21 protein-coding genes are annotated in these 21,740 nt (G+C 68.1%); 14 read left to right on the plus strand and 7 right to left on the minus strand.

Annotated elements, in window-relative coordinates; translation table 11 throughout:
* Nucleotides 1-470: 470 nt before the first annotated feature.
* From ACIQF0_RS42700 to dapF, 3 genes are read left to right on the plus strand one after another with little or no spacing between them, the layout of a single operon-like run.
* On the plus strand, nt 471-845 hold the full coding sequence (locus tag ACIQF0_RS42700) for a hypothetical protein (protein WP_401039834.1): 375 nt from the start codon (nt 471-473) through the stop codon (nt 843-845).
* Nucleotides 842-1,750 (plus strand): tRNA (adenosine(37)-N6)-dimethylallyltransferase MiaA, encoded by a 909-nt coding sequence (gene miaA, locus ACIQF0_RS42705; protein ID WP_401039836.1) that lies wholly within the window; start codon nt 842-844, stop codon nt 1,748-1,750. Before ACIQF0_RS42700 ends, miaA begins: the two co-directional genes overlap by 4 nt.
* Nucleotides 1,738-2,532 (plus strand): diaminopimelate epimerase, encoded by a 795-nt coding sequence (gene dapF, locus ACIQF0_RS42710; RefSeq protein ID WP_401039838.1) that lies wholly within the window; start codon nt 1,738-1,740, stop codon nt 2,530-2,532. Before miaA ends, dapF begins: the two co-directional genes overlap by 13 nt.
* Before the next feature lie 34 nt (nt 2,533-2,566).
* Here the strand turns inward: dapF and ACIQF0_RS42715 are convergent, their stop codons facing one another.
* Both ACIQF0_RS42715 and ACIQF0_RS42720 read right to left on the minus strand, forming a co-directional pair.
* On the minus strand, nt 2,567-3,460 hold the full coding sequence (locus tag ACIQF0_RS42715) for an SMP-30/gluconolactonase/LRE family protein (protein WP_401039841.1): 894 nt from the start codon (nt 3,458-3,460) through the stop codon (nt 2,567-2,569).
* The gene (locus ACIQF0_RS42720) at nt 3,453-4,694 is read right to left on the minus strand and encodes an MFS transporter (protein ID WP_401039844.1); all 1,242 of its coding nucleotides are present in this window, start codon (nt 4,692-4,694) and stop codon (nt 3,453-3,455) included. The genes ACIQF0_RS42715 and ACIQF0_RS42720 overlap by 8 nt, the downstream gene beginning before the upstream one ends.
* A gap of 54 nt (nt 4,695-4,748) precedes the next feature.
* On the opposite strand from ACIQF0_RS42720, the gene ACIQF0_RS42725 reads away from it, so the two are divergent.
* Genes ACIQF0_RS42725 through ACIQF0_RS42735 form a run of 3 tightly spaced genes read left to right on the plus strand, consistent with a single transcriptional unit; the run spans nt 4,749 to nt 7,685 of the window.
* The gene (locus ACIQF0_RS42725; RefSeq protein ID WP_401039846.1) at nt 4,749-5,249 is read left to right on the plus strand and encodes an ArsR/SmtB family transcription factor; all 501 of its coding nucleotides are present in this window, start codon (nt 4,749-4,751) and stop codon (nt 5,247-5,249) included.
* Nucleotides 5,250-5,274: 25 nt separating this feature from the next.
* Nucleotides 5,275-6,735, plus strand: coding sequence for a GTPase HflX (hflX, locus tag ACIQF0_RS42730; RefSeq protein ID WP_401039849.1), 1,461 nt, complete (start codon nt 5,275-5,277; stop codon nt 6,733-6,735).
* A 35-nt stretch (nt 6,736-6,770) separates the two neighbouring features.
* Complete coding sequence (locus ACIQF0_RS42735; RefSeq protein WP_360043303.1) at nt 6,771-7,685, plus strand: hypothetical protein; 915 nt, start codon at nt 6,771-6,773, stop codon at nt 7,683-7,685.
* Nucleotides 7,686-7,725: 40 nt separating this feature from the next.
* Here the strand turns inward: ACIQF0_RS42735 and ACIQF0_RS42740 are convergent, their stop codons facing one another.
* Nucleotides 7,726-8,856, minus strand: a complete 1,131-nt coding sequence (locus tag ACIQF0_RS42740) for a cytochrome P450 (RefSeq protein WP_401039852.1) — start codon at nt 8,854-8,856, stop codon at nt 7,726-7,728.
* A gap of 108 nt (nt 8,857-8,964) precedes the next feature.
* Between ACIQF0_RS42740 and ACIQF0_RS42745 the strand changes: the two genes are divergently transcribed.
* Nucleotides 8,965-9,705, plus strand: a complete 741-nt coding sequence (locus tag ACIQF0_RS42745) for a helix-turn-helix domain-containing protein (RefSeq protein WP_401039855.1) — start codon at nt 8,965-8,967, stop codon at nt 9,703-9,705.
* Here ACIQF0_RS42745 and lexA read toward each other — a convergent pair.
* Complete coding sequence (gene lexA, locus ACIQF0_RS42750; RefSeq protein ID WP_401040044.1) at nt 9,689-10,366, minus strand: transcriptional repressor LexA; 678 nt, start codon at nt 10,364-10,366, stop codon at nt 9,689-9,691. The two genes, ACIQF0_RS42745 and lexA, sit on opposite strands and share 17 nt — an antisense overlap.
* A 234-nt stretch (nt 10,367-10,600) precedes the next feature.
* Between lexA and ACIQF0_RS42755 the strand changes: the two genes are divergently transcribed.
* The 3 genes from ACIQF0_RS42755 (at nt 10,601) to ACIQF0_RS42765 (ending at nt 14,510) form a co-directional block, all read left to right on the plus strand.
* Nucleotides 10,601-10,873 (plus strand): hypothetical protein, encoded by a 273-nt coding sequence (locus ACIQF0_RS42755; protein WP_401039857.1) that lies wholly within the window; start codon nt 10,601-10,603, stop codon nt 10,871-10,873.
* 272 nt (nt 10,874-11,145) lie between these two features.
* Nucleotides 11,146-11,616, plus strand: a complete 471-nt coding sequence (gene nrdR / locus ACIQF0_RS42760) for a transcriptional regulator NrdR (RefSeq protein ID WP_030464916.1) — start codon at nt 11,146-11,148, stop codon at nt 11,614-11,616.
* Between the two features lie 65 nt (nt 11,617-11,681).
* Nucleotides 11,682-14,510 (plus strand): vitamin B12-dependent ribonucleotide reductase, encoded by a 2,829-nt coding sequence (locus tag ACIQF0_RS42765; RefSeq protein WP_360043315.1) that lies wholly within the window; start codon nt 11,682-11,684, stop codon nt 14,508-14,510.
* Between the two features lie 44 nt (nt 14,511-14,554).
* Here the strand turns inward: ACIQF0_RS42765 and ACIQF0_RS42770 are convergent, their stop codons facing one another.
* On the minus strand, nt 14,555-15,076 hold the full coding sequence (locus tag ACIQF0_RS42770; RefSeq protein ID WP_401039860.1) for an HNH endonuclease: 522 nt from the start codon (nt 15,074-15,076) through the stop codon (nt 14,555-14,557).
* A 99-nt stretch (nt 15,077-15,175) separates the two neighbouring features.
* Between ACIQF0_RS42770 and ACIQF0_RS42775 the strand changes: the two genes are divergently transcribed.
* The gene (locus ACIQF0_RS42775; RefSeq protein WP_360043321.1) at nt 15,176-15,727 is read left to right on the plus strand and encodes a hypothetical protein; all 552 of its coding nucleotides are present in this window, start codon (nt 15,176-15,178) and stop codon (nt 15,725-15,727) included.
* Here ACIQF0_RS42775 and ACIQF0_RS42780 read toward each other — a convergent pair.
* On the minus strand, nt 15,702-16,502 hold the full coding sequence (locus ACIQF0_RS42780; RefSeq protein ID WP_401039863.1) for a LysR family transcriptional regulator: 801 nt from the start codon (nt 16,500-16,502) through the stop codon (nt 15,702-15,704). The two genes, ACIQF0_RS42775 and ACIQF0_RS42780, sit on opposite strands and share 26 nt — an antisense overlap.
* Nucleotides 16,503-16,539: 37 nt before the next feature.
* Between ACIQF0_RS42780 and ACIQF0_RS42785 the strand changes: the two genes are divergently transcribed.
* The 3 genes from ACIQF0_RS42785 (at nt 16,540) to ACIQF0_RS42795 (ending at nt 20,704) form a co-directional block, all read left to right on the plus strand.
* Nucleotides 16,540-17,436 carry an ADP-ribosylglycohydrolase family protein gene (locus ACIQF0_RS42785; protein WP_401039866.1) on the plus strand — a complete coding sequence of 299 codons (897 nt, stop codon included), beginning with the start codon at nt 16,540-16,542 and terminating at the stop codon, nt 17,434-17,436.
* Between the two features lie 87 nt (nt 17,437-17,523).
* Nucleotides 17,524-20,037 carry a PEP/pyruvate-binding domain-containing protein gene (locus tag ACIQF0_RS42790; protein ID WP_401039868.1) on the plus strand — a complete coding sequence of 838 codons (2,514 nt, stop codon included), beginning with the start codon at nt 17,524-17,526 and terminating at the stop codon, nt 20,035-20,037.
* Between the two features lie 10 nt (nt 20,038-20,047).
* Nucleotides 20,048-20,704, plus strand: coding sequence for an EcsC family protein (locus tag ACIQF0_RS42795; protein ID WP_401039870.1), 657 nt, complete (start codon nt 20,048-20,050; stop codon nt 20,702-20,704).
* Here the strand turns inward: ACIQF0_RS42795 and ACIQF0_RS42800 are convergent.
* On the minus strand, nt 20,701-21,459 hold the full coding sequence (locus ACIQF0_RS42800; protein WP_401039873.1) for a DUF4239 domain-containing protein: 759 nt from the start codon (nt 21,457-21,459) through the stop codon (nt 20,701-20,703). The genes ACIQF0_RS42795 and ACIQF0_RS42800 overlap by 4 nt on opposite strands.
* Nucleotides 21,460-21,740 lie beyond the last annotated feature (281 nt).

Here is a 21,740-nt window from a genome sequence, read left to right on the forward strand (position 1 = left end):
CTCCCATCTGACGCCCGTGCCTGCCACGGGCGCCCCGCCGTTGGCGGGGCCGATGCAATACGGGCGCTGGAGGGTCTCCCGTCCCCAGTTCCCCGCGCGCATTCAAACAGGTCAGAGCTCGACTCGGTACTGGGAGTCCACGATAGGTAGCCTCGTCGGTCGTGATCACCCGTGCCGCGGTGGTGCCGCACCCACCTCTTCTGGTCCCAGAACTGGTCGTGGGAGCCGCCGCAGAAACCGAGCCCGTGCGGGCCGCAACCCTTGCCGCAGCAGGAAAACTGCCCGGTCCGTGGGTCGCGGTCGCCGTGGACGACAGCGGCCCCTCGACATACTCGCCGCCGTTGTCGGGAACTTTTCTCGGTTATGGGGTCGATGTGCCTGTGTCACTCGGCGGTGACCTGCCGCCGGATGCGCGGATTCCGTTGCCAGTGCTAATCACCGCGTGGCTTCGGGAACACTGCGGAGTCGAGGTGTCACGCGTCGAACTCGTGCCGCCTGACCTGCCCGCTTCCGACTGTGTCTCGTTTGGACAACAACTCGCCTCGTCGCCGGAATCCGGGCTCCTGGTCCTGGGTGACGGCTCCACCCGGCACGGCCCGCGTTCGCCCGGGTCGGACGACGAGCGTTCGGGACCTTTTGATTCTTTGGTCCACAGTCTGCTGGCAAATGCCGACGTGGACGGCCTTCTCGGTCTCGACCTCGACCTCGCCCGTGAACTGGGCGCGCAGGGCCGTGCGGCGTGGCAGGTCCTCGCGGGCGTGCCAGGACCGTGGCGCGGCTCGTCCGCCGAGTTCTTCGCACCTTTCGGCGTGGGCTACCACGTCGCTGTCTGGGAGCGCCCGTGATCACCCCCATCGCAGTCGTCGGACCCACCGCGACCGGCAAGTCCGACCTGGCCGTCGCGCTCGCGGAGCGGTTCGGGGGAGAGGTCGTCAACGCCGACGCCATGCAGCTCTACCGCGGTATGGACATCGGCACCGCGAAGATGCCGTTGGTTGAGCGTCGTGGCGTTCCGCACCACCTGTTCGACGTCCTGTCCGTCACCGAGACCGCGTCGGTGGCCGCCTACCAGCGCGAGACGCGGGCCGTCGTCGAGGAGTTGCTCGCCGCCGGACGTCCGCCTGTCCTCGTCGGGGGTTCAGGGCTCTACGTGCAGGCGGTGCTGGACGACCTGAAGTTCCCCGGCACCGACGACGCGGTGCGCCTGCGTTTCGAGGCGGAACTGGCGTCGGCGGGCTCGGAGGCGTTGCACCGGCGCCTGCAGGAGCTCGACCCGGCCGCCGCGATCGCGATCCTGCCGTCCAACGGCCGCCGCATCGTGCGCGCGCTGGAGGTCATCGAGCTGACGGGGCAACCGTTCTCGGCCAACCTCCCCAAGCCCGGCCCCGCCCGCTACGGCACCGTCCAGATCGGCGTCGACCGCGAGGTGTCCGAACTGGACACCCGCGTCGACCAGCGCGTGGACGCCATGTTCGCTTCCGGCCTGGAAGACGAGGTGCGCGCCCTGGTCCGGCTCGGCCTGCGCGACGGCAAGACCGCGTCGCGCGCGCTGGGCTACCAGCAGGTGCTGTCCGCAATGGACGGAGCCTGCACGATCGACTTCGCCGCGGAGGAGACCAAACGCGCCACCCGCCGGTTCGTGCGCCGGCAGCGGTCGTGGTTCCGGCGTGACCAGCGCATCACCTGGCTCGACGGTGCTCGGCCTGATCTTTTGGAGGCCGCCGGTAACCTTGTCCCGTGGAGTTCGTGAAGGGGCACGGCACGGAGAACGACTTCGTCGTCCTGCCCGACCTCGATGACGCGTTGGACCTGACCGTCGCCCGCGTGCAGGCGCTGTGTGATCGGCAGCGAGGCCTGGGCGCGGACGGCGTGCTGCGCGTCGTGCGCACGGGCGGCAAGTGGTTCATGGACTACCGCAACGCCGACGGCTCCATCGCCGAGATGTGCGGCAACGGCCTGCGCGTCTTCGCCCGCTACCTGGTCGACGCGGGCCATCAGCCGCAGGGCACGTTCGTCGTCGGTACGCGCGCGGGGGACCGCACGGTCACCACGCACCCGGACGGCTCCGTCACGAACGACATGGGCCCCGCGCGGGTCACCGGCACGTCCATCGCCGCCGTCGAAGGCACCGGCATCGGCGGCTTCGCGGTCGACGTCGGCAACCCGCACCTCGCGTGCGTCACCGAGATCCCGGTCGAGGACTTCGACCTCACCGTGCCGCCCGGCTTCGACCCGGTGATGTTCCCGCACGGCGTCAACGTCGAACTGATCAACGTCATCGGGGCCGACGCGCTGCGCATGCGCGTCTACGAGCGCGGCGTCGGCGAGACCCGCTCGTGCGGCACCGGCACGGTCGCGTCCGTCGCCTCCTGGCTCGCGGGCCAGGGCAGGTCGACGGGCTCGGCGACCGTCGACGTCCTCGGCGGCCAGGTGTCCGTCACCATCGAGCCGACGACGTCGACCCTCACCGGACCTGCCGTGCTCGTCGCCCGCGGCGAGCTCGACAAGTCCTGGTGGGATGCCCTTGCCTGATCCGGCACAGCCCAACTGATATATCGGATATCGGCTACAGCGGGTAGATCTCGATCTTCCCGAGCCGGTCGGGCCTGACCACGCTCGGGTTCGAGTCCGGAGCGGTCAGGCACACGAGTTTGTCGCCGACGACCGCGACGGCGAAGCACGTCTGCGTCGTCTCCACCTTGTTGGTGATCTTGCCGCCCTCGGTCACCCGGAACACCGCGGGCTGCAACGCGGCAGCCACCCACACGCCGTCCCCGTCGCCCGCGATCCCGTCCGGCGCGATCCCGAACTCCTTCACGTCGGCCCACACCCTGCGGTTTTGCAACGATCCGTTGCGGTCGACCGAAAACGAAGTGAGCTGGAATGCAACGGTCTCGGCGACGACCAGGACGGTGCCGCTCTCGGACTCGCCGGTCGGGTCGGGCAGCAGCGCCATGCCGTTCGGGAACTTGAGGTCCTCGGCGGCGACGCTGACGGACCCGTCGGGCTGGACGAGCGCGAGCGCGGCGCCCGGCGGTTCGAAGTCGGGTTCGAGCAGTCGCGCGATACCGACGTCGTCGATCAGGCCGTGCAGGTCGAAGCCGAAGTTGCCGACGTACGCGCGGCCCTCGGAGTCGACGAGCATGTCGTTCGCGTGGAAGGTCGCGATGTCCGATATATCAGCGTGCAGGACGAGGTCCCCGCCGTTTTCGCCACCGCCTTCGAGCCTGCGCACCGTGCGGTCGAGCATCGACACGACGAGCAGGCGTCCGTCGGGCAGCCAGCCGAGGCCCGAGGGCTGGCCGTCGAAGGCGACGACGACCTCGTCGTCGCCCGTCGTGAGGTCGAGGGCGTGCACTTCGCCCGCGTAGAAGTCGGAGTAGTAGAGGCGACCGTCAGGACCGCGTCGCGGCCCCTCGCCGAAGTGGAGACCGTCCCGCAGCACCGAGGTATCAGCCATGGGCCTCGACGCTAGACGTGGCCGGCAGGTCCCGCATAGAGCGCAGCGGCGAGAGCAGCAGCCACACCATCCCGGCCACCGAGCCGACGAGCGACACCCACATCGTCGGCACGATCCCGATCCAGGAGCCGAGCACTCCGCCGAGCAGCGCGCCCAGAGGCGTCGCGCCCCAGACCACCCAGCGGATCGAGGCGTTCATCCGGCCCAGCAGGTGATCAGGGCAGATCGACTGGCGGTAGCTCACCTGGCCGACGTTGTAGACGACGATCCCGAACGTGCTCACCGCCAGGCAGGCCATCGGGAGCACGAGGCCCCACCCGTCCGAGATGAACGGCAGCGCCAGGGTGAAGGGCCAGGTCAGGACCGGGATGAGCCAGATCATCCTGGCCTGGCCGACGAGCAGGCCGATCCGGTAGGCGAACGCCGCGCCGAGCACACCCCCGACGCCACCCGCGCTGAGCACCAGGCCCGCCGTTCCCTCGCTCAGGTTCACGGTCTGCAGCAGGAACAGGATCATCACGGCGTTCTGGATGCCGTGGAAGAAGTTCGAGGTGCCCGTGCAGGCCACGATCATGCGGAGCGTGACGTTGCCGAAGACGAACCGCAGCCCCTCCATGATCTCGCGGCGCAGGTGCGGGTCGGGGTGGCGTTCCGGCGCCGGCTCCACCGTCTTGATCCTGACCAGGAAGAACGCCGAGCTCAGGTAGCCCAGTCCGGTCGCGAGGACGCTGTTGGCCGCGCCCAGGAACTGGGCCGCGTAGCCGCCGATGGCGGGTCCCGACACCTCCGCGACCGACAGGCTGGCCTGCAGTTTCGAGTTGCCCTCGACGAGCTGGCCGCGTCCGACCAGCGAGGGCAGGTAGGACTGGTAGGCGACGTCGAAGAACACCGTGCAGACACCCACCGCGAGGCTCACCACGATCAGCTGCGTCAGGCCGAGCAGGCCCAGCCACCACGCGACCGGCACGCTCAGCATCAGGGCGGCGCGGACGACGTCCATCGCGATCATCAGCGGTTTGCGGCGCATCCGGTCGACCCACACGCCCGCGGGCAGGCCGATCACCAGGAACGCCATCGTGCTCGCCGCGGCGAGCAGGCCCATCTCGAACGGTGTCGCGTTCAGCACGCCCGCCGCGAGCAGCGGGATGACCGTCATGCCGACGGTCGCGCCGAACTGGCTGATCGTGTCGCCCGTCCAGAGCCTGCGGAAGTCGGGGTGCCCCCAAAGCGCCATGGCGGAAAGTCTGCGCTGAGTGATTGGAAACTGTCAATCACTTAGACTGTGCTCGTGCCACTCCCCCGGAAGCGACGTCCCGCGACGAGCGACGAAGCCGCGGCGCTGAGCTCTGACCTGCGGCTGCGGATGATCCGCATGACGTTCGACCGCCCGCTCACCAACAAGGAGCTGGCCCAGCGGCTGGGCAGGGACCCGGCCACGACCCTGCACCACGTGCGCAAGCTCGTCGCCACCGGATTCCTGGAGGCGATGCCGCCCCGCGCGGGGAACAGGGGCGCGAAAGAGATCCCCTATCGGTCGACAGGACTGTCTTGGCAGCTCGACAACAGCGAAAATGCGGTCGCCGTCGGCGAGGCGATGCTGCACGCTTTCCTCGGCGAGGTTGCCGACATCGGGCTCAGTGACGTGGATCAGAGCCGTCTGGTCGTCACCGTCGACCCCGAGGAACTAAAGCAGCGGCTCGCGTCGTTGATGGATGAGCTGGCCGCGCAACCGGTCAAGCCGGATGTTCCCCGTGTGGCGATCTACCTCGCGGTGTATCCGGGGGACTAACTGTCCGTGGGACGATGAAGGGCAAATGACGGAAAACATCCAGAGCACAGAGTTCGACCCGGAGTTCGACGCCAAGTGGGAGGAGGACGACTTCTCCACGGGTGATTACGAACGCGTCGAACGCGCCGCGCTGCGCCGTGTCGCGGGACTGTCCACCGAGCTCGAGGACATCACCGAGGTCGAGTACCGGCAGCTCCGCCTGGAGCGGGTCGTGCTCGTCGGGGTGTGGACCGAGGGCACGGCCGCGGACTCCGACGCCTCCATGGCCGAACTCGCCCGCCTCGCCGAGACCGCCGGTTCCGAGGTGCTCGAAGGCGTCGTGCAGCGGCGGGACAAGCCCGACGCGGCGACGTACATCGGCTCCGGCAAGGTCTCCGAGCTGCGCGACGTCGTGCAGTCGACCGGCGCGGACACGGTGATCTGCGACGGCGAGCTCTCGCCAGGCCAGCTGCGTCAGCTGGAGGAGAAGCTCAAGGTCAAGGTCATCGACCGCACCGCGCTCATCCTGGACATCTTCGCGCAGCACGCGCAGTCCAAGGAGGGCAAGGCGCAGGTCGAGCTGGCCCAGCTGCAGTACCTGATGCCGCGCCTGCGCGGCTGGGGTGAGTCGTTGTCGCGGCAGGCCGGTGGTCGTGCCGGTGGCGGCAACGGCGGTGTGGGTCTGCGCGGTCCCGGTGAGACGAAGATCGAGACCGACCGTCGCCGGATCCGCGCGCGCATCTCGAAGCTGCGCCGCGAGATCGCCGCGATCGGCGTCATCCGCGAGACCAAGCGGGGCCGCCGCACGGCGAACGAGATCCCGAGCATCGCCATCGCGGGCTACACGAACGCGGGCAAGTCGTCGCTGCTCAACGCGCTGACGGGCGCCGGTGTCCTGGTGGAGGACGCGCTGTTCGCCACCCTCGACCCGACGACGCGCCGCGCGCTGACGCCGGAAGGCCTGCCGTACACGCTGACGGACACGGTCGGCTTCGTCCGGCACCTGCCGCACCAGCTGGTCGAGGCGTTCCGCTCGACCTTGGAGGAGGTCGGCCAGTCCGATCTGCTCGTGCACGTGGTCGACGGCTCCGACGGCATGCCGGAGAAGCAGGTCAAGGCCGTGCGCGAGGTTCTCTCCGAGATCAACGACAAGAGCGACACGCCGATGCCGCGCGAGCTGCTCGTCGTGAACAAGATCGACGCGGTCGGCGACCTGGGCATGGCCCGGCTGCGGCACCTGTTCCCGGACGCGTCGTTCGTGTCGGCGCACTCGGGCCTCGGCATCGAGGAGCTGAAGGTCCGCATCGCGGAGCTGATGCCACGTCCAGAGGTCGTGGTCGAGGCTCTCGTGCCGTACGCGCGTGGCGAGGTCGTCGCCCGCGTGCACCGTGACGGCGAGATCCTGTCCGAGAAGCACACGGAGTCGGGCACGTTGCTCAGCGCCCGCGTGCGCCCGGACCTCGCCGGCGTGCTCGAGGAGTTCGCGACGAACGGGACGCCTGCTTGATCCCGCCTCCACCCGTGGACGTGTGCCCGGTAGAAATGCAGGAGCTCTCCGGGCTCACGTCCGACGGCAAGCAGTTCTTCGCCGTCAGCGACAGCGACAACGGCACGCTGCGCATCCAGGTCATGGGCCGCGACTGCGTGGTGACACGCACGATCACCGCGCCCGTCGACCCCTACGACGTCGAAGACCTGGCGATGACGCCGGACGGCACCCTCTGGGCGTCCGACACCGGCGACAACAACAAGTCCCGCTCCACGGTCGCCTTGCACAAGGTCTCGCCTTCGGGCGCCGTGGAGCGGTTCCGCGTCACGTACCCGGACGGCAAGCACGACGCCGAGGCGTTGCTCATCGACAAGTCCGGCACCCCGTACATCATCACCAAGGAACCGCTCGGTTCCGCGCTGGTATATCGCCCGACGGCTCCGCTCCGAACTGATATATCGGTGCCGTTGGAGCAGGTGGCGCGCGTGTCGCTGTCAACGACGGACACCCCGGGCGGCCCGCTGGAAGGCACCCTCGACTCGCGCCTGGTCACCGGCGCCGCCTCCACACCCGACGGCTCCGTCATCGCTCTGCGCACCTACACCGACGCCTACCTCTACCCGGTCCCCGACGGCGACGTCGTCAAGGCGCTGTCCGGCGACCCGGTCCGGGTCCCGCTGCCGAACGAACCCCAGGGCGAGGCCATCGCCTTCGACCCGGACGGCACCCTGCTCTCGGCCTCCGAGGGCGCCGGCACCCCGATCCGCGCCGTGGCGGGCGCCGCGGCCCTGGCCCAGCCACCCCCGCCGACGACCACGACGCCCCCGCCGGCCGAAGACCAGCCCCAGGCGTCCCCTTCGGACTCACCGGGCGGCTCCTGGCAGAACTGGCCCCTGGCACTGACCCTGGGCGGCATCGTGCTCGTCGCCGCCCTGGTCATCGGCCTGCGCTTCCGCCGCCGGGCCTGATCCTCGGGCCTGATCCTCGGGCCTGACTCTCGGGCCTGACTCAGTCCCAGGCGACAGGCATCCGCTCCAGTCCGCCCATCACCAGGCTCGCCCGGTGCGGCAACTCGTCCTCGGGCACGGCCAGACGCAGCTGCGGGAACCGCGTGAAGAGCCCGGGAAAGGCGATCTTCAACTCGATCCGCGCGAGGTGCTGGCCGATGCACTGGTGGATGCCGTGACCGAACGCGAGATGCCCCGCCGTTCCCCGAGCCAGGTCGAGAACGTCCGGATCGGCGTACCGAGCCGGATCGCGGTTCGCGGACCCCAACTCGACGAACACCGTGTCACCCGCGCGCACGACGAGGCCGTCGATCTCGACGTCCTCCACCGCGGTGCGCGCCGTAGCGGGCGTCAAACTGATATATCGGAGCAGCTCCTCGACGGCAGCACCGGGATCGGCGAGCATCGCCTCCACCCGTGCCCGCTCACGCAACAACTCCAGCGCGCCGAGCGACAGCATGTTCGTCGTCGTGTCGAGCCCGCCCCCGAGCAACGCCATGCCCATCGCGGCCATCTCGTCATCGGTGAGCGGTGACCCACCCGACTCGCCGGACTCCGCGTGGACGAGATCGCTCAGCACGTCATCCGTCGGCTCCGTCCGCTTCGCCGCGACCATCTCCAGCATGAACCGCTGCAGCCGCTCGAACGCCTCGAACATCGCCACGGCTTCATCGGCTCCGGCACCACCGCTGGCCCCGGTCAGCACCATCGCGTCCTGCTGAAACTCCCTGCGCCGCTCGTACGGAACCCCCAGCAGCTCGCAGATCATCAGGCCCGGCACCGGCACCGCGAAGTGCTCGACCAGATCCGCCGGCGATCCCTGCGCCGCCAGCGCGTCCAGATGCTCCGCCGTGATCACCTCGAGCCGCTCGGCGAGCAACCGCATCCGCCGCACGGTGAACTGACCGGTCAGCCGACTCCGGTAGCGGGTGTGCTCCGGCGGGTCGTGATCGGTGAACGCACCGGGAGGCGACGGCGGCGCGTCACCGGGACTCCCCGGCCCGAACGGGTTGTGCATCAGATCCGGCCGGATGCTGAACCGACCGTCCGCGAGCACCGCGCGCACAGTCGCGTGGTCGTGCGCGCGCCAGCCGACATGCCCGTCCGGGTACGTCATCGGACTCAAGGCCATTGCTCCCCCTTGCAACGAGGTCTTTCCCCTCCCTGCAAGCTAAAAACGTTTGCGGACGAAGTCAAAAGACTCATTGCAATGGCTTGAGGTGCAAGGCACCATGGTGTTGTGCCTGGTAAGCGCCTAGATGAAGAAGAACGGCAGCTCATCGCCCAGTTCCTCTGGGACGGGCTGGGGTACTCCGAGATCGGGAGGCGGTTGCAAAGGCCTGCCTCGACGATCCAGCGCGAGGTGACCCGCAACGGCGGCCACAACAACTACCGGCCGGGTGCCGCGCACCGGGCGGCGAGTGAACGGGCGATGCGCCGGATGCCTGCCGTCGACGATCTCGACGTCGATGATGAGGCGTACTCGTTCGACCGCAGTCCGGGGGAGGTGCAGGAGTTCCACCTGAGGCTGGTCGGGGTGTTCCGGCAGACCGGGCTGACGCTCACGGCGGCGCGGATCCTCGCGGAGATCTTCATGACCGACAAGGGCAGCCTGTCCGCGACGGAACTGGTGCTGCGGCTGTCGGTGAGCCCGGCGACCGTCTCGCGGTCGACGAGCTACCTGCAGGAGATCGACCTGCTGCACAGCGAGCGCGACGGCAAGCGCGTGCGCTACTTCCTGGGCGACGACCTCTGGTACCGGGCGTGGCTGTCGAGCGCGCAGCGCAACTCGGTCTGGGCGCACACAGGACTGGAGGGTGCCGAGATCTTCGGTCTCGGCACCCCGGTGGGAGCCCGTCTCAAGGACATGGGCCAGTTCTTCGCGTTCGTAGTGGTGGACATGGAGTCCACCCGGCAGAAGTGGCTCGACTTCTTCGAGAAGAAGAAGCGGGCCCGCGGCGAGGTTACGGAAGACGCCTGAGCACGGTCACGACCTTGCCCAGGATGGTGGCCTCGTCGCCGTTGATCGGCTGGTAGGCCGTGTTGTGCGGCATCAGCCACACGTGGCCGTCCTTGCGCTTGAACGTCTTCACGGTCGCCTCGCCGTCGATCATGGCGGCGACGATCTCGCCCTGGTCGGCGGTGGGCTGCTTGCGGATCACGACCCAGTCGCCGTCGGTGATCGCGGCGTCGATCATCGAGTCACCGACGACGCGCAGCAGGAACAGCTCACCCTCACCGACGATCTCGCGTGGCAGCGGGAACACGTCCTCGATCGACTCCTCGGCCAGGATCGGGCCACCGGCCGCGATCCGGCCGAGCATCGGCACGTAGGCGGGCGTCGGCTTGGACATCGGGTCGAGACCGGCGTCGATCTCGTTGGGCAGCATCCCTACCGCGCGCGGGCGGTTCGGGTCGCGGCGCAGGAAACCTTTTCGCTCCAGCGCGCGCAGTTGATAGGCGACCGACGAGGTCGACGTGAGACCCACGGCCTCACCGATCTCGCGCACGCTCGGCGGGTAGCCGAAACGGTCGACCCAATCGCGGATCACGTCGAGCACCTTGCGCTGACGCAGAGTCAGGCCGGCGTTTCCCGCGATCTCGGCCACCTGTGTGTCCACAAGAGCGGGATCCGGGTCGATCGTCTTGCCTGCCACGGTCGCTGTCCTCCTCGCCGCCCCCAGTTCGAATGGGAATCCGGCCTCCGTCGATCTTCGTGGTCGACGGTAGTCGTGTTTGCTGCACAGATCAAACACCTGTTCGAGGTATTTGGGCGCGTGTTGTGGCGTTCGGAGAGTCGGTCTGGTAGAAATTCGCACGGACGTTCGATCGAACCCCTGTTCGATCATGGTGGTTGACCTGCGATGGAGGTCGTGATGGCGGTTCTCGTCGAGAAGCGGATGCGGGTAGTCGAAGACGCGGACGTCGCAGCGGGACGTCCACTCCGTTCGGGTCCCCGCGTCATGCCGCGCAGGCCCGCGACCAAGCCGCGCCCGGTCGCTGTTCCCGTGTCGCGCGAGTCGAGTTCGTGTGAGGTCCGGCCGAAGCGCGAGTCGGTGTTCGAACTCATCGCGGTCGGCGTGCTGAGCGCTCTGACGGTCGTCGCGCTCGGCGTGCTCTACCTACAGCAGGCGGGGGTCGCCCCGTAGGCCTGCCCCTACATCTTGTGTTTCCGGCGCCCGGCGTGACGTGTTCGCTCCGTCATGTGCGGGCGTCGTTGCGTAATCACCGCTGATCGCTCGCGGTTCCTCCAACAGAGTGACACGCGACGCGCCGTGTCGAGTTGCGTCGGCGTCCGCTGCGATCTAGGTTCTACCCCTACATCTAGTGGTTCCACCGTTGCAAGTAGTCCACAGGTTGTGGGTAACCCGACCAGTGTGGCTGCTGCGGTGAGTGCTGCGCTGGGAAGGGGTGAGGTGGCGTGCGGTGTCCGTTCTGCCGTCATTCGGACTCGCGGGTGGTCGACTCCCGTGAGGTCGACGAGGGACAGGTGATCCGTCGTCGCCGCTCCTGCAACAGCTGCAGCCGCAGGTTCACCACGGTCGAAGAAGCGGTTCTCGCCGTGGTCAAGCGCTCCGGCGTGACGGAGCCGTTCAGCCGCGACAAGGTGGTCGTCGGTGTGCGCAGGGCGTGCCAGGGCCGCCCGGTCGACGAGGACGCGTTCCAGCAACTCGCCCAGCGGGTGGAAGAGTCGATCCGGTCGACGGGATGCGCGGAAATCGCCAGTCACGAGGTAGGCCTCGCCATTCTCGGCCCCCTGCGTGAGCTCGACGAGGTCGCTTATCTGCGCTTCGCGAGCGTTTACAGGTCCTTCTCGTCCGTAGAGGACTTCGAGAAGGAAATTCTTGATCTTCGCACTGCGAGAGCCGAGGAAGCACCGGCCGAGCAGTGATCCACGCGCACCAGAGCGCGTGAGACAACCATCTTTTCTAAGCACCAGCACGAGGGAGATCCACCGTGACCGAGACCGTCGGCGGCTCAGCCAAGAAGACAGCCGCACGGGCGGCTGCGAAGCCTGCCGCGCTGAAGATTCAGCGCGTCTACACCACCGAAGGCCGCCACCCCTATGACGAGGTCACCTGGGAGCGCCGCGACGTCGTCATGACGAACTGGCGCGACGGCTCGGTGAACTTCGAGCAGCGCGGTGTCGAGTTCCCCGAGTTCTGGTCGGTGAACGCCACCAACATCGTCACCAGCAAGTACTTCCGCGGTGCCGTCGGCAGCGAGAAGCGCGAGCAGTCGCTGCGCCAGCTGATCGACCGCGTCGTGAAGACCTACGTGGGTGCCGGCCGCGAGCACGGCTACTTCACCGGTGAGCAGGACGCCGAGATCTTCGAGCACGAGCTCACCTACATGCTTCTGCACCAGGTGTTCAGCTTCAACTCGCCGGTGTGGTTCAACGTCGGCACCAGCTCGCCGCAGCAGGTCAGCGCGTGCTTCATCCTCGCGGTCGACGACACGATGGAGTCGATCCTCAACTGGTACCGCGAGGAGGGCCTGATCTTCAAGGGCGGCTCCGGTGCCGGCCTGAACCTGTCGCGCATCCGTTCCTCGAAGGAGCTGCTGTCCTCCGGCGGCACCGCGTCGGGCCCGGTGTCGTTCATGCGCGGCGCCGACGCGTCCGCGGGCACCATCAAGTCCGGTGGCGCCACTCGCCGCGCGGCCAAGATGGTCGTCCTCGACGTCGACCACCCGGACGTCGTGGAGTTCATCGAGACCAAGGCGCGCGAAGAGGACAAGATCCGCGCGCTGCGGGACGCCGGGTTCGACATGGACCTCGGCGGCGCGGACATCGTGTCGGTGCAGTACCAGAACGCGAACAACTCGATCCGCGTGTCGGACGAGTTCATGCACGCCTACGAGAGCGGCAACGACTTCGGTCTGCGCGGCCGTCAGACCGGCGAGGTCATCGAGCGCGTCGACGCCAAGGAGCTGTTCGGCAAGCTCGCGAAGGCCGCGTGGGAGTGCGCCGACCCCGGCATCCAGTACGACGACACGATCAACGACTGGCACACCTGCCCCGAGTCGGGCCGCATCACCGCGTCCAACCCGTGCTCGGAGTACATGCACCTCGACAACTCGAGCTGCAACCTCGCGTCGCTGAACCTGATGAAGTTCCTGAGCGACGACGGCAAGTTCGACGCCGTCACGTTCGCCAAGGCCGTCGAGCTGATCATCACCGCGATGGACATCTCGATCTGCTTCGCGGACTTCCCGACCGAGCCGATCGCGGACACCACCCGCAAGTTCCGCCAGCTCGGCATCGGCTACGCCAACCTCGGCGCGCTGCTCATGGCCACCGGCCACGCGTACGACTCCGAGGGCGGCCGCGCGCTCGCCGCGACCATCACCTCGCTGATGACCGGTGTCTCGTACCGTCGTTCCGCTGAGCTCGCGGGCATGGTCGGCGCGTACGACGGTTACAAGCGCAACGCCACGGCGCACCAGCGCGTCATGCGCAAGCACGCCGCGGCCAACGACCTGATCCGCACCTACGGCGGCAACGACTCGGCGACGCACAAGGTCGCGACCGAGGCGTGGCAGCAGTCGCTCGAGATCGGCGCGAAGAACGGCTGGCGCAACGCCCAGGCGTCCGTGCTGGCCCCGACCGGCACCATCGGCCTGATGATGGACTGCGACACCACCGGTATCGAGCCGGACCTGGCCCTGGTCAAGTTCAAGAAGCTCGTCGGCGGCGGCTCGATGCAGATCGTCAACCAGACGGTGCCGCGCGCGCTCAAGTCCCTGGGCTACCTGGACGAGCAGGTCGAGGCGATCGTCGAGTTCATCGGCGAGCACGGCCACGTCGTCGACGCGCCGGGCCTGCGCCGCGAGCACTACGAGGTCTTCGACTGCGCCATGGGCGAGCGTTCGATCGCGCCCATGGGCCACGTGCGGATGATGGCGGCCACGCAGCCGTTCCTGTCCGGCGCGATCTCCAAGACGGTCAACATGCCCGAGGCGGCGACGATCGCCGACGTCGAGGAGATCTACTACCAGGGCTGGAAGCTCGGCCTGAAGGCGCTCGCGATCTACCGCGACAACTGCAAGGTCGGCCAGCCGCTGTCGGCCGGCAAGGGCGCGAACAAGGGCGCCGAGGCGAAGGCCGCGGAAACGGTCGTCGAGTACCGCCCGGTCCGCAAGCGCCTGCCGAAGAAGCGCCCGTCGCAGACCGTGTCGTTCACGGTCGGTGGCGCCGAGGGCTACCTGCACGCCGGTTCCTACCCGGACAACGGCCTGGGCGAGATCTTCGTCAAGCTGGGCAAGCAGGGCTCCACGCTGGCCGGCGTGATGGACGCGTTCTCGATGTCCATCTCGGTGGGTCTGCAGTACGGCATCCCGCTGGAGTTCTACGTCTCGAAGTTCCAGAACCTGCGCTTCGAGCCGGCGGGCATGACCGACGACCCGGACGTGCGCATCGCGACGTCGGTGCTGGACTACCTGTTCCGCCGCCTGGCGCTGGACTACCTGTCCTACGACAAGCGCGCGCAGCTCGGCATCTTCACCGCCGACGAGCGTTCGGCGCAGGTGGCCGGCGAGTACGGCGCGCCCGTGTCGTCCGACGTGGACCTCGAGGGTCTGCGTGGATCGGTGGAGGCCGCTCCGAAGCAGGTCGAGGCCGCCGTCGAGACGCCGAAGCACGTCGGTAGCTCCACTGAGCTGCTGGAACTGCACCTGGGCAAGGCTGCTGACGCGCCGCTGTGCATGACCTGCGGCACGAAGATGCGTCCGGCCGGCTCGTGCTACCTGTGCGAGGGCTGCGGCAGCACGTCCGGCTGCAGCTGATCGCTGTAGCTGGAGCTAGAACCAGTAACTGATGCGACGGACCGTCACGGCAGCTTGATGCCGTGACGGTCCGCCAGCTTCTTCTCGATCTCCGCGATCACGCACGCGATCGTCGACGGGTTGAGCCGGCCCTCCCCGAAGCGAACGACGGTCTTCGCGAACTCGTCCGCCGCCAGCGCCCGGCATTCGGCGTTCAACGAGCGGTGGTCGACCTCCGCCTCCTTGAAGCACTCCAGCGGCTTGCGGCCGAAGATCGTCTCGAACTCCTCCCAGCCGCGCAGCGTCCAGTACGTGTCGCTGGACGACGTGGACGTCGCGCGCAGCCACCGCCACAGGTACTGCGGATCGACGTGGCTCGGCGACTCGCCGACGCAGCGCCCGCACAGCAGCACCACGTTGTCCGTGGTGCGACTGCCACCCATTGACGCAGGCACGACAAGGTGTTGCTCCAGTGAGGACCTGTAACCGCAGCGCCAGCAGCGTTCGTGGGCGGTGCTCCAGTCGAGGCTGAGTTCGACCTCGTGCTCGACCCAGTACGCGACGATCTGCCGGTTGCTGATGCTCATGTGGTCCTCTCCCCAGTCTTTGACTCCCCTGTCGGTCATGAAGGCGATTCCGTTTCGCCTACCCGCAACTGATAGAACATCTCGCATTAAGGGGGAGAGATGCGTTCGTTCGACGACTTACGCCGCTACCTGCTCGGTCAGCTCAACGCCGCTGTCCGGCGTCCCGGCATGTACGGCGGTGAGGCGGTGATCCTCACCCTGCTGGACGCGCTGGCGTTCGCCGACGACCGCACGGACCGGTGGCAGATCGAGCTGGACGCGCTGGTGAAGCGCGGCGCGGCGAACGCGGCGATGGTCAGCGGCGCGGTGCACGAGGCGCTCGGGCACCGCAGCGAGGACGTCATGGCGTCGGTGTACGCGGATCTCGCGCACCGCCAGGGCTGGCTGTCGCTCGACGCCGACAGCCGCATCCCCGGTGTGCTGGGCGAGCGGGACTGCCTGCTCGACGACGTGATCGCCGAGTACGGCGAGCCGCCGTTGTGGCTGGGCGGCACGAATCCCAAGTACTCGAAGACGCTCGGCTACCCGGACCGGTCGGGGTCGCTGGTGTTCTTCCACTTCATGCCGGAGATGCGGCTGATGGCGACCCGGCGCGGCGACGGCGGCTTCCGCGACAGCTTCGTCTTCACCCCTGCGGGGCTGTCGCGCTGACGATGTCCGCGAACTCGGCGATGAGCGGCGTGTGCCGGTGCGCGGACCACGCCAGCGCGACCTCGTTCGGCGCGATGTCCTCGATCGGCACGTGCACGAGATCCTCGCGCGAGTAGAACGTCGCCGTCGACAACGGCAGGATCGCCACCCCGCCGTGCAACGCGACGTGCTCCAGCTTCTCCTCGACGGACCGGATCCCCGGCGTGTTCGCGTGCTGCACGCGCCGCTCGCCGGACAGGTCTGCCTCCAGCACGCTTTCCTTGCCCGCCAACCGATGCGTCGCCGGCAGCACGGCGACGCGCGGCTCCTCGAACAACGGCACGATCCTCAGCCCGTCCGCCGGCACCGGCAGCCGCACGTAGCCGGCGTCGACGCGTCCGTCGTGGATCACCTCGACCTGGTCGTCCCACGTCGTGCGCCGCACGTCGACCCGCAGACCGGGGTGCCGCGACGCCAGCAGCCGCGCGGCGGGCGTGACGATCAGTCCCGGCATGAACCCGACGGTGAACGTGTCCGCCACTCCCACGCGCCGCAGCAGCGCCGAAGCCTGAGTGAGCAACGGCCGTGCGTCGCTCAAGAGCTGTTCGCCACCAGGCGTCAGCGCCGTCCCTTTCGAGGAACGATCGAACAGCCGCACCTTGAGCTCGGTCTCCAGCGCGCGGATCTGCCGCGACAGCACCGGCTGCGCGATGTGCAGGGCCTCGGCGGCGCGGCCGAAGTTCAGATGCTCCGCGACCGCCACGAAGTACCGCAGCTTCCGCAGGTCCAAATCCATGTGCCCAGGGTAGGCCAAACCGGTAAAATCGCAGGTGATGCGCATAGTTCTGCACACTCGTGCGCGCCTGGACCTCGCATACGCCTCGCTCGACGGGCTCTCCGTCGGCGACGCTCTGGGCGCACAGTTCTTCATGGTCGGCCGCTCGTTGCCCGACCTCGTGGCCGGCAAGCCGCCACGAGGCCCGTGGGAGTGGACCGACGACACCGAAATGGCCTGCAACCTCGTCGCCGAGCTCCGTGATCACGGCGACGTCGACCAAACGCGGCTCGCGGCGACGTTCGCCGATCGCTGCGAGCCCTACCGCGGTTACGGCGCAGGGGCTTTCACCATCCTCCGCAAGATTCGCCAGGGCACGCCGTGGAAAGAGGCGGCCTCCAGCGCGTTCGACGGGCAGGGTTCGTGCGGCAACGGCGCCGCGATGCGGATCGCACCCCTGGGCGCCTACTTCGCCGACGACCCTCAAACGGTTACGACGCAGGCGATCCGGGCCAGCGAGGTGACGCACCAGCATCCTGAAGGTGTCATGGGCGGCCTCGCGGTGGCACAAGCGTCGGCCGTCGCGGCCAAGGCGCGGCTGACCGGTGCGCCACCACACGACCTGCTCGGGACGGTCCTCGACCACCTCGAGGACTCGTTCGTGCGCAAGGGGATCGAGAAGGCGCGCAAGATCGGCAACGCCGAAGAAGCCGCGTACGTCCTCGGCAACGGCTCGCGCGTGACGGCGCAGGACACCGTGCCGTTCACGCTCTGGGTCGCGGCCCACCACCTCGGCGACTACCGCGCCGCCATCACGACGTGCGTCCGGGCAGGTGGCGACGTCGACACCACGGCCGCGATCGTCGGCGGCATCGTCGCGAACCCGCCGGAGCACTGGCGGCAGGAACGTGAACCGCTCCCGGACTGGGTGAGCCGCTCTGAACAGGAGCTTTGACCTCTGCGGAGTGATTTATTCATCACGTGTTGAGTTTTTGGTCGAACGCTCGTAACCTCCTCCTCAGCGGAACCTGGAGGGGTAACCATGGCGCTCACGATCGACTTCAAGTCCATCGACGGCACGATGCTCGCCACAGTCGGCGGCAAGGCCGCGAACCTCGGTGAGCTCACCCGCGCCGGCCTGCCGGTGCCGCAGGGCTTCTGCGTCACCACGGACGCCTACCGCGCCGTCGCGCAGGCCGACGAACTGGCGAGCACCACTCCGGAGAACGCCCGCAGGACGTTGCTGGAAACCGCTGTGCCGCAAGAAATCCGGGACGCGATCGTTGCCGAGTACCGCGAGCTCGGCAACGACGTACCCGTGGCTGTCCGATCCAGCGCCACGGCCGAGGACCTGCCGTTCGCGAGCTTCGCGGGCCAGCAGGACACGTTCCTCAACGTCGTGGGCGAGGACGCGGTGGTCGACGCCGTGCGCCGCTGCTGGGCCTCGCTGTGGACGGACCGCGCGGTCAGTTACCGCGACACGAACGGCATCGACCACACCACGACCTACCTGGCCGTTGTCGTGCAACGGATGGTGCAGTCCGCGGTGTCCGGCGTGATGTTCACGGCGAACCCGGTCACCGGCACGCGCGACCAGATCGTCATCGACGCGAGCCCTGGCCTCGGTGAGGCCGTGGTGTCCGGCGCGGTCAACCCCGACCACTTCGTCGTCGACGGCGGCGAGATCGTCGAGAAGCGGCTGGGGGACAAGAAGTTCGTCATCCGGTCGCTGCCCGGCGGCGGTACCGAGCACCTCGAAGTCGGTGAGAGCGACGAACAATGCCTCACCGACGGGCAGATCCACGCACTCGCCGTGCTCGGCCGCAAGGTGCAGCAGCACTACGGCTCGCCGCAGGACACCGAGTGGGCGATCGACGACGAAGGGGACCTGCACCTCACCCAGGCGCGCCCGATCACGACGCTGTTCCCGTTGCCGGACAACCCGGACGGCCACGCGCACGTCTACTTCTGCTTCAGCCTCGCGCAGGGTCTCGAACGCCCGATCACGCCGATGGGGCGCGCGGCGTTCCGGGAGATCGCCAAGTCCGCCTTGGAGATCGTGATCGGAGACCCGAAGAGCAAGTCCTATGTGGAGGCCGGTGAGCGCATCTTCTTCGACGCCACGAAGGCGTTGCAGAGCAAGGTGGGCCGCGTGTTCGTCACGCGCCTGCTCGGCGTGATGGAGGCGCGCTCCTCCGAGGTGCTGCGCGGCCTGTTCGACGACCCGAGGTTCGCGATCAGGAACTCCTCGCCGGCGCCCGCCCTGAAGCGCGTCTTCCGGCTTGCCCGCCGCTTCCACGTGCCTGTGACGGCGATGAAGGCGCTGGCGAACCCCGAGAAGGCCGTGCGGAACGCACTGCTGTTGGAGCGCGAGGTCCTGCGGAAGTCCGCCGCCCTCCCGATCGAGCAGGCGTTGCAGCAGTGCGTCGTGCCCGTGCTGCCTCGGCTCGCACCCACCGCGTTGATCGGGTTCGCGATGCTCGGCCTGGTCGGCAAGATCGTGAAGACCAGGCCGGGGGAGCTGCAGACCGTGCTGCGCGGCCTGCCGAACAACATCACCACCGAGATGGACATGGCGATGTGGGACCTGGCGCAGGAGATCCGCCACGACCCCGTCGCGCTGCGGCAGTTCCAGAACGGCGAACGGCCTGCCGCGCTCGACCGGTTCCTCGCGCAGTGGGGCCATCGCGCCGTCGCCGAGATCGACCTGGGCCTGCCGAGGTGGTCCGACGACCCGGCGCACGTCATCGGCGTCGTGAAGAACTTCCTGCGCTTGGAAGAAGGCCAGGCCCACCCGGACGTGGTCTTCGCCCGCGGCGCCGCCGAGGCCGAGGCGATGATCGACACGCTCGCCCGCCGCGCGTGGGGCCGTGGCTGGTTCGTGCGCTTCGCGTTGCGCCGCACCAGGTTGCTCGCCGGTCTGCGGGAGTACCCGAAGTACCTGGTCATCACGTTGTTCGGCGCGCTGCGGAAGCGCGTCGCCGACATCGGTGCCCAGCTCGTCGCGGCGGACCGCCTCGACACCACGGACGACGTGTTCTTCCTGAACTTCGAGGAAATGCGCTCCCCGCAAGGAGATCTGCGCCCGCTAGTGATCGAGCGCCGTGAGGTCTACGGCCGCGAGATGCGACGCAGGCACATCCCGCGCGTGCTGCTGTCGGACGGCACGGAACCCGAGGCGGTGCACCACGGCGCCGCGGTGGAGGGCGATCTCGTCGGCACACCGGCGTCGGCGGGCACGATCACCGGTGTCGCGCGCGTCGTCATGGACCCGGTCGGCGCACATCTCGAACCCGGCGAGATCCTCGTGGCACCGTCGACCGATCCCGGCTGGACACCGCTGTTCCTGACGGCGGGCGGCCTGGTGATGGAGATGGGCGGCGCGAACTCGCACGGCGCGGTCGTGGCGCGGGAGTACGGGATTCCGGCGGTCGTGGGCGTGCGCGAGGCCGTGACGAGGATCAAGACCGGCGAGCGGATCACCGTGGACGGTGCCACCGGCGCGGTTCTGCTGGAACAGCCTGTTGACGCGTCATCGGGGCAACCGAACGCGTAATGTCGGGATTGTGGCTGAGTCCAAGGGTGAGCTGAACAAGGTCCAGCAGGGCATCGCCGACTACCTGCTGCGCGCCGGCGTCGACGGCTTCGGCCCGTTCAAGAGCGCCCGCGAGTCCGCGTCCGACGCGCTCGCCAAGAAGGGCGACGAGGTCGACGCGATCAAGCACCTCATCCGCACGCACGTCGCCCTGGCGGGTGCCCAGGGCTTCGTCACGAACCTCGGCGGCCTGATCACGCTTCCGGTGTCGCTGCCGTCCAACATCGCGGCCACGTACGTCATCCAGACGCACCTCATCGCGTCCATCGCGTCGTTGCGCGGCCACGACGTGGACAGCGACGAGGTGCAGATGGCCATCCTGCTGTGCCTGCTCGGCAATGCCGGAACCGAGCTGTTCAAAAAGGTCGGCATCAAGCAGTTCACCAAGAAGGCCGCGTCGGCACTCATCACAAAATACGGTACGAAGAAACTCGGCACCGTCGCGGCGAAGGGTGTTCCGGTGCTGGGCGGCGTGATCGGCGGGGGCATCGACGCCGCCTCTACCAGAGCGGTCGGCGCATTCGCAAATCGCTACTTCGCTCAGACGGACGCATTGCCGAAGGTCATCGACGGCGAGGTGCTGTCCGTGCAGATCGAGGAAGCCGACGGAAAGTCCGATTCGCGCTAACTGAGCCGGTCCAGTGCGGAGCTGAACGCGTCCGACGGGATCAGCACGCCACCGCTGAACGGATTCTGCAGCTGGTAGATCGCGAACAGCAGCAGAACCAGCGTCGAGGTCAGCGTGATGGTGATCAGCAGCTGTGAGGTCAGGGTCGGCCCGCGGAACAGGTACGGGAACAGCAGCGAGAGACCGGTGCCGATCAGCAGCGCGAGCCACACGACCGGGTTGACGCCGTTGTCCGCCGCGTCCAGGCGTTCCTGCCTGGCCTGGTAGACCTCCCACAGCTGGTTCGCCGCCTCGGCCTTGCGGTCCTGCTGCCAGTCGCCGTCCGGCGCCGCGGCCGCGATCGAGTCCCTGATCTGGTTCAACGTTGTCCAGCCCGCGTTGTCGACGTTCTCGCCGTCGCGCATGCGGGGCCATTCGTCCTGGACGACGGTCGAGACGTAGTCGCGGATCAGGTCGTCGACCTTGGTCTTGGCGGGCTCGGGCAGCGAGTCCGAGGACCAGTTGACGGCGACGAGGGAGTTGGCCTCTTTCTGCACCTGTTCCTCCGCGCCGTTGGCCGCGTCGAACAGGGAGATCAGGATGAAGGCGGCCAGCACCGCGTGCAGTCCGGCGACGATGCTGAACACCGATCCGCCCGCGCCGAGGTTCTTCTCGCCCACTTCCTCCGAGCCGAACCGGCGGGTGATGACGACGAGAACGGCGGAGATGGCGGCAGCACCGAGAACCCAGAGCGTGCCGCTGAGGTAAATGCTCAATTCGGCTCCTTTCTGGTGTGGGATTAGACCACGGTCTACTGTGACCGGTACAGCACGGTCTGGTTAACGAGTAATGGTCAGGTGGGAATGCGCGGCAACAGCAGTGATACCCGGTTGTCGTATTGGGCTACTCCATTCCGGTGGCGGCGGAATATGCTCGCACTGGGTGGTGTCTCGTCCCTGTTGATGCTTTCCGCGCCGTTCACCAGCGGTGTTGCTCAAGCCGCACTCCCGAACTGTGACGCTTATCAAGTACGTTCATCCCATCGTGGAGACTTTTC

The sequence above is a fragment of the Lentzea sp. NPDC092896 genome (genome assembly GCF_044754905.1).
Classification (GTDB): Bacteria; Actinomycetota; Actinomycetes; order Mycobacteriales; family Pseudonocardiaceae; genus Lentzea.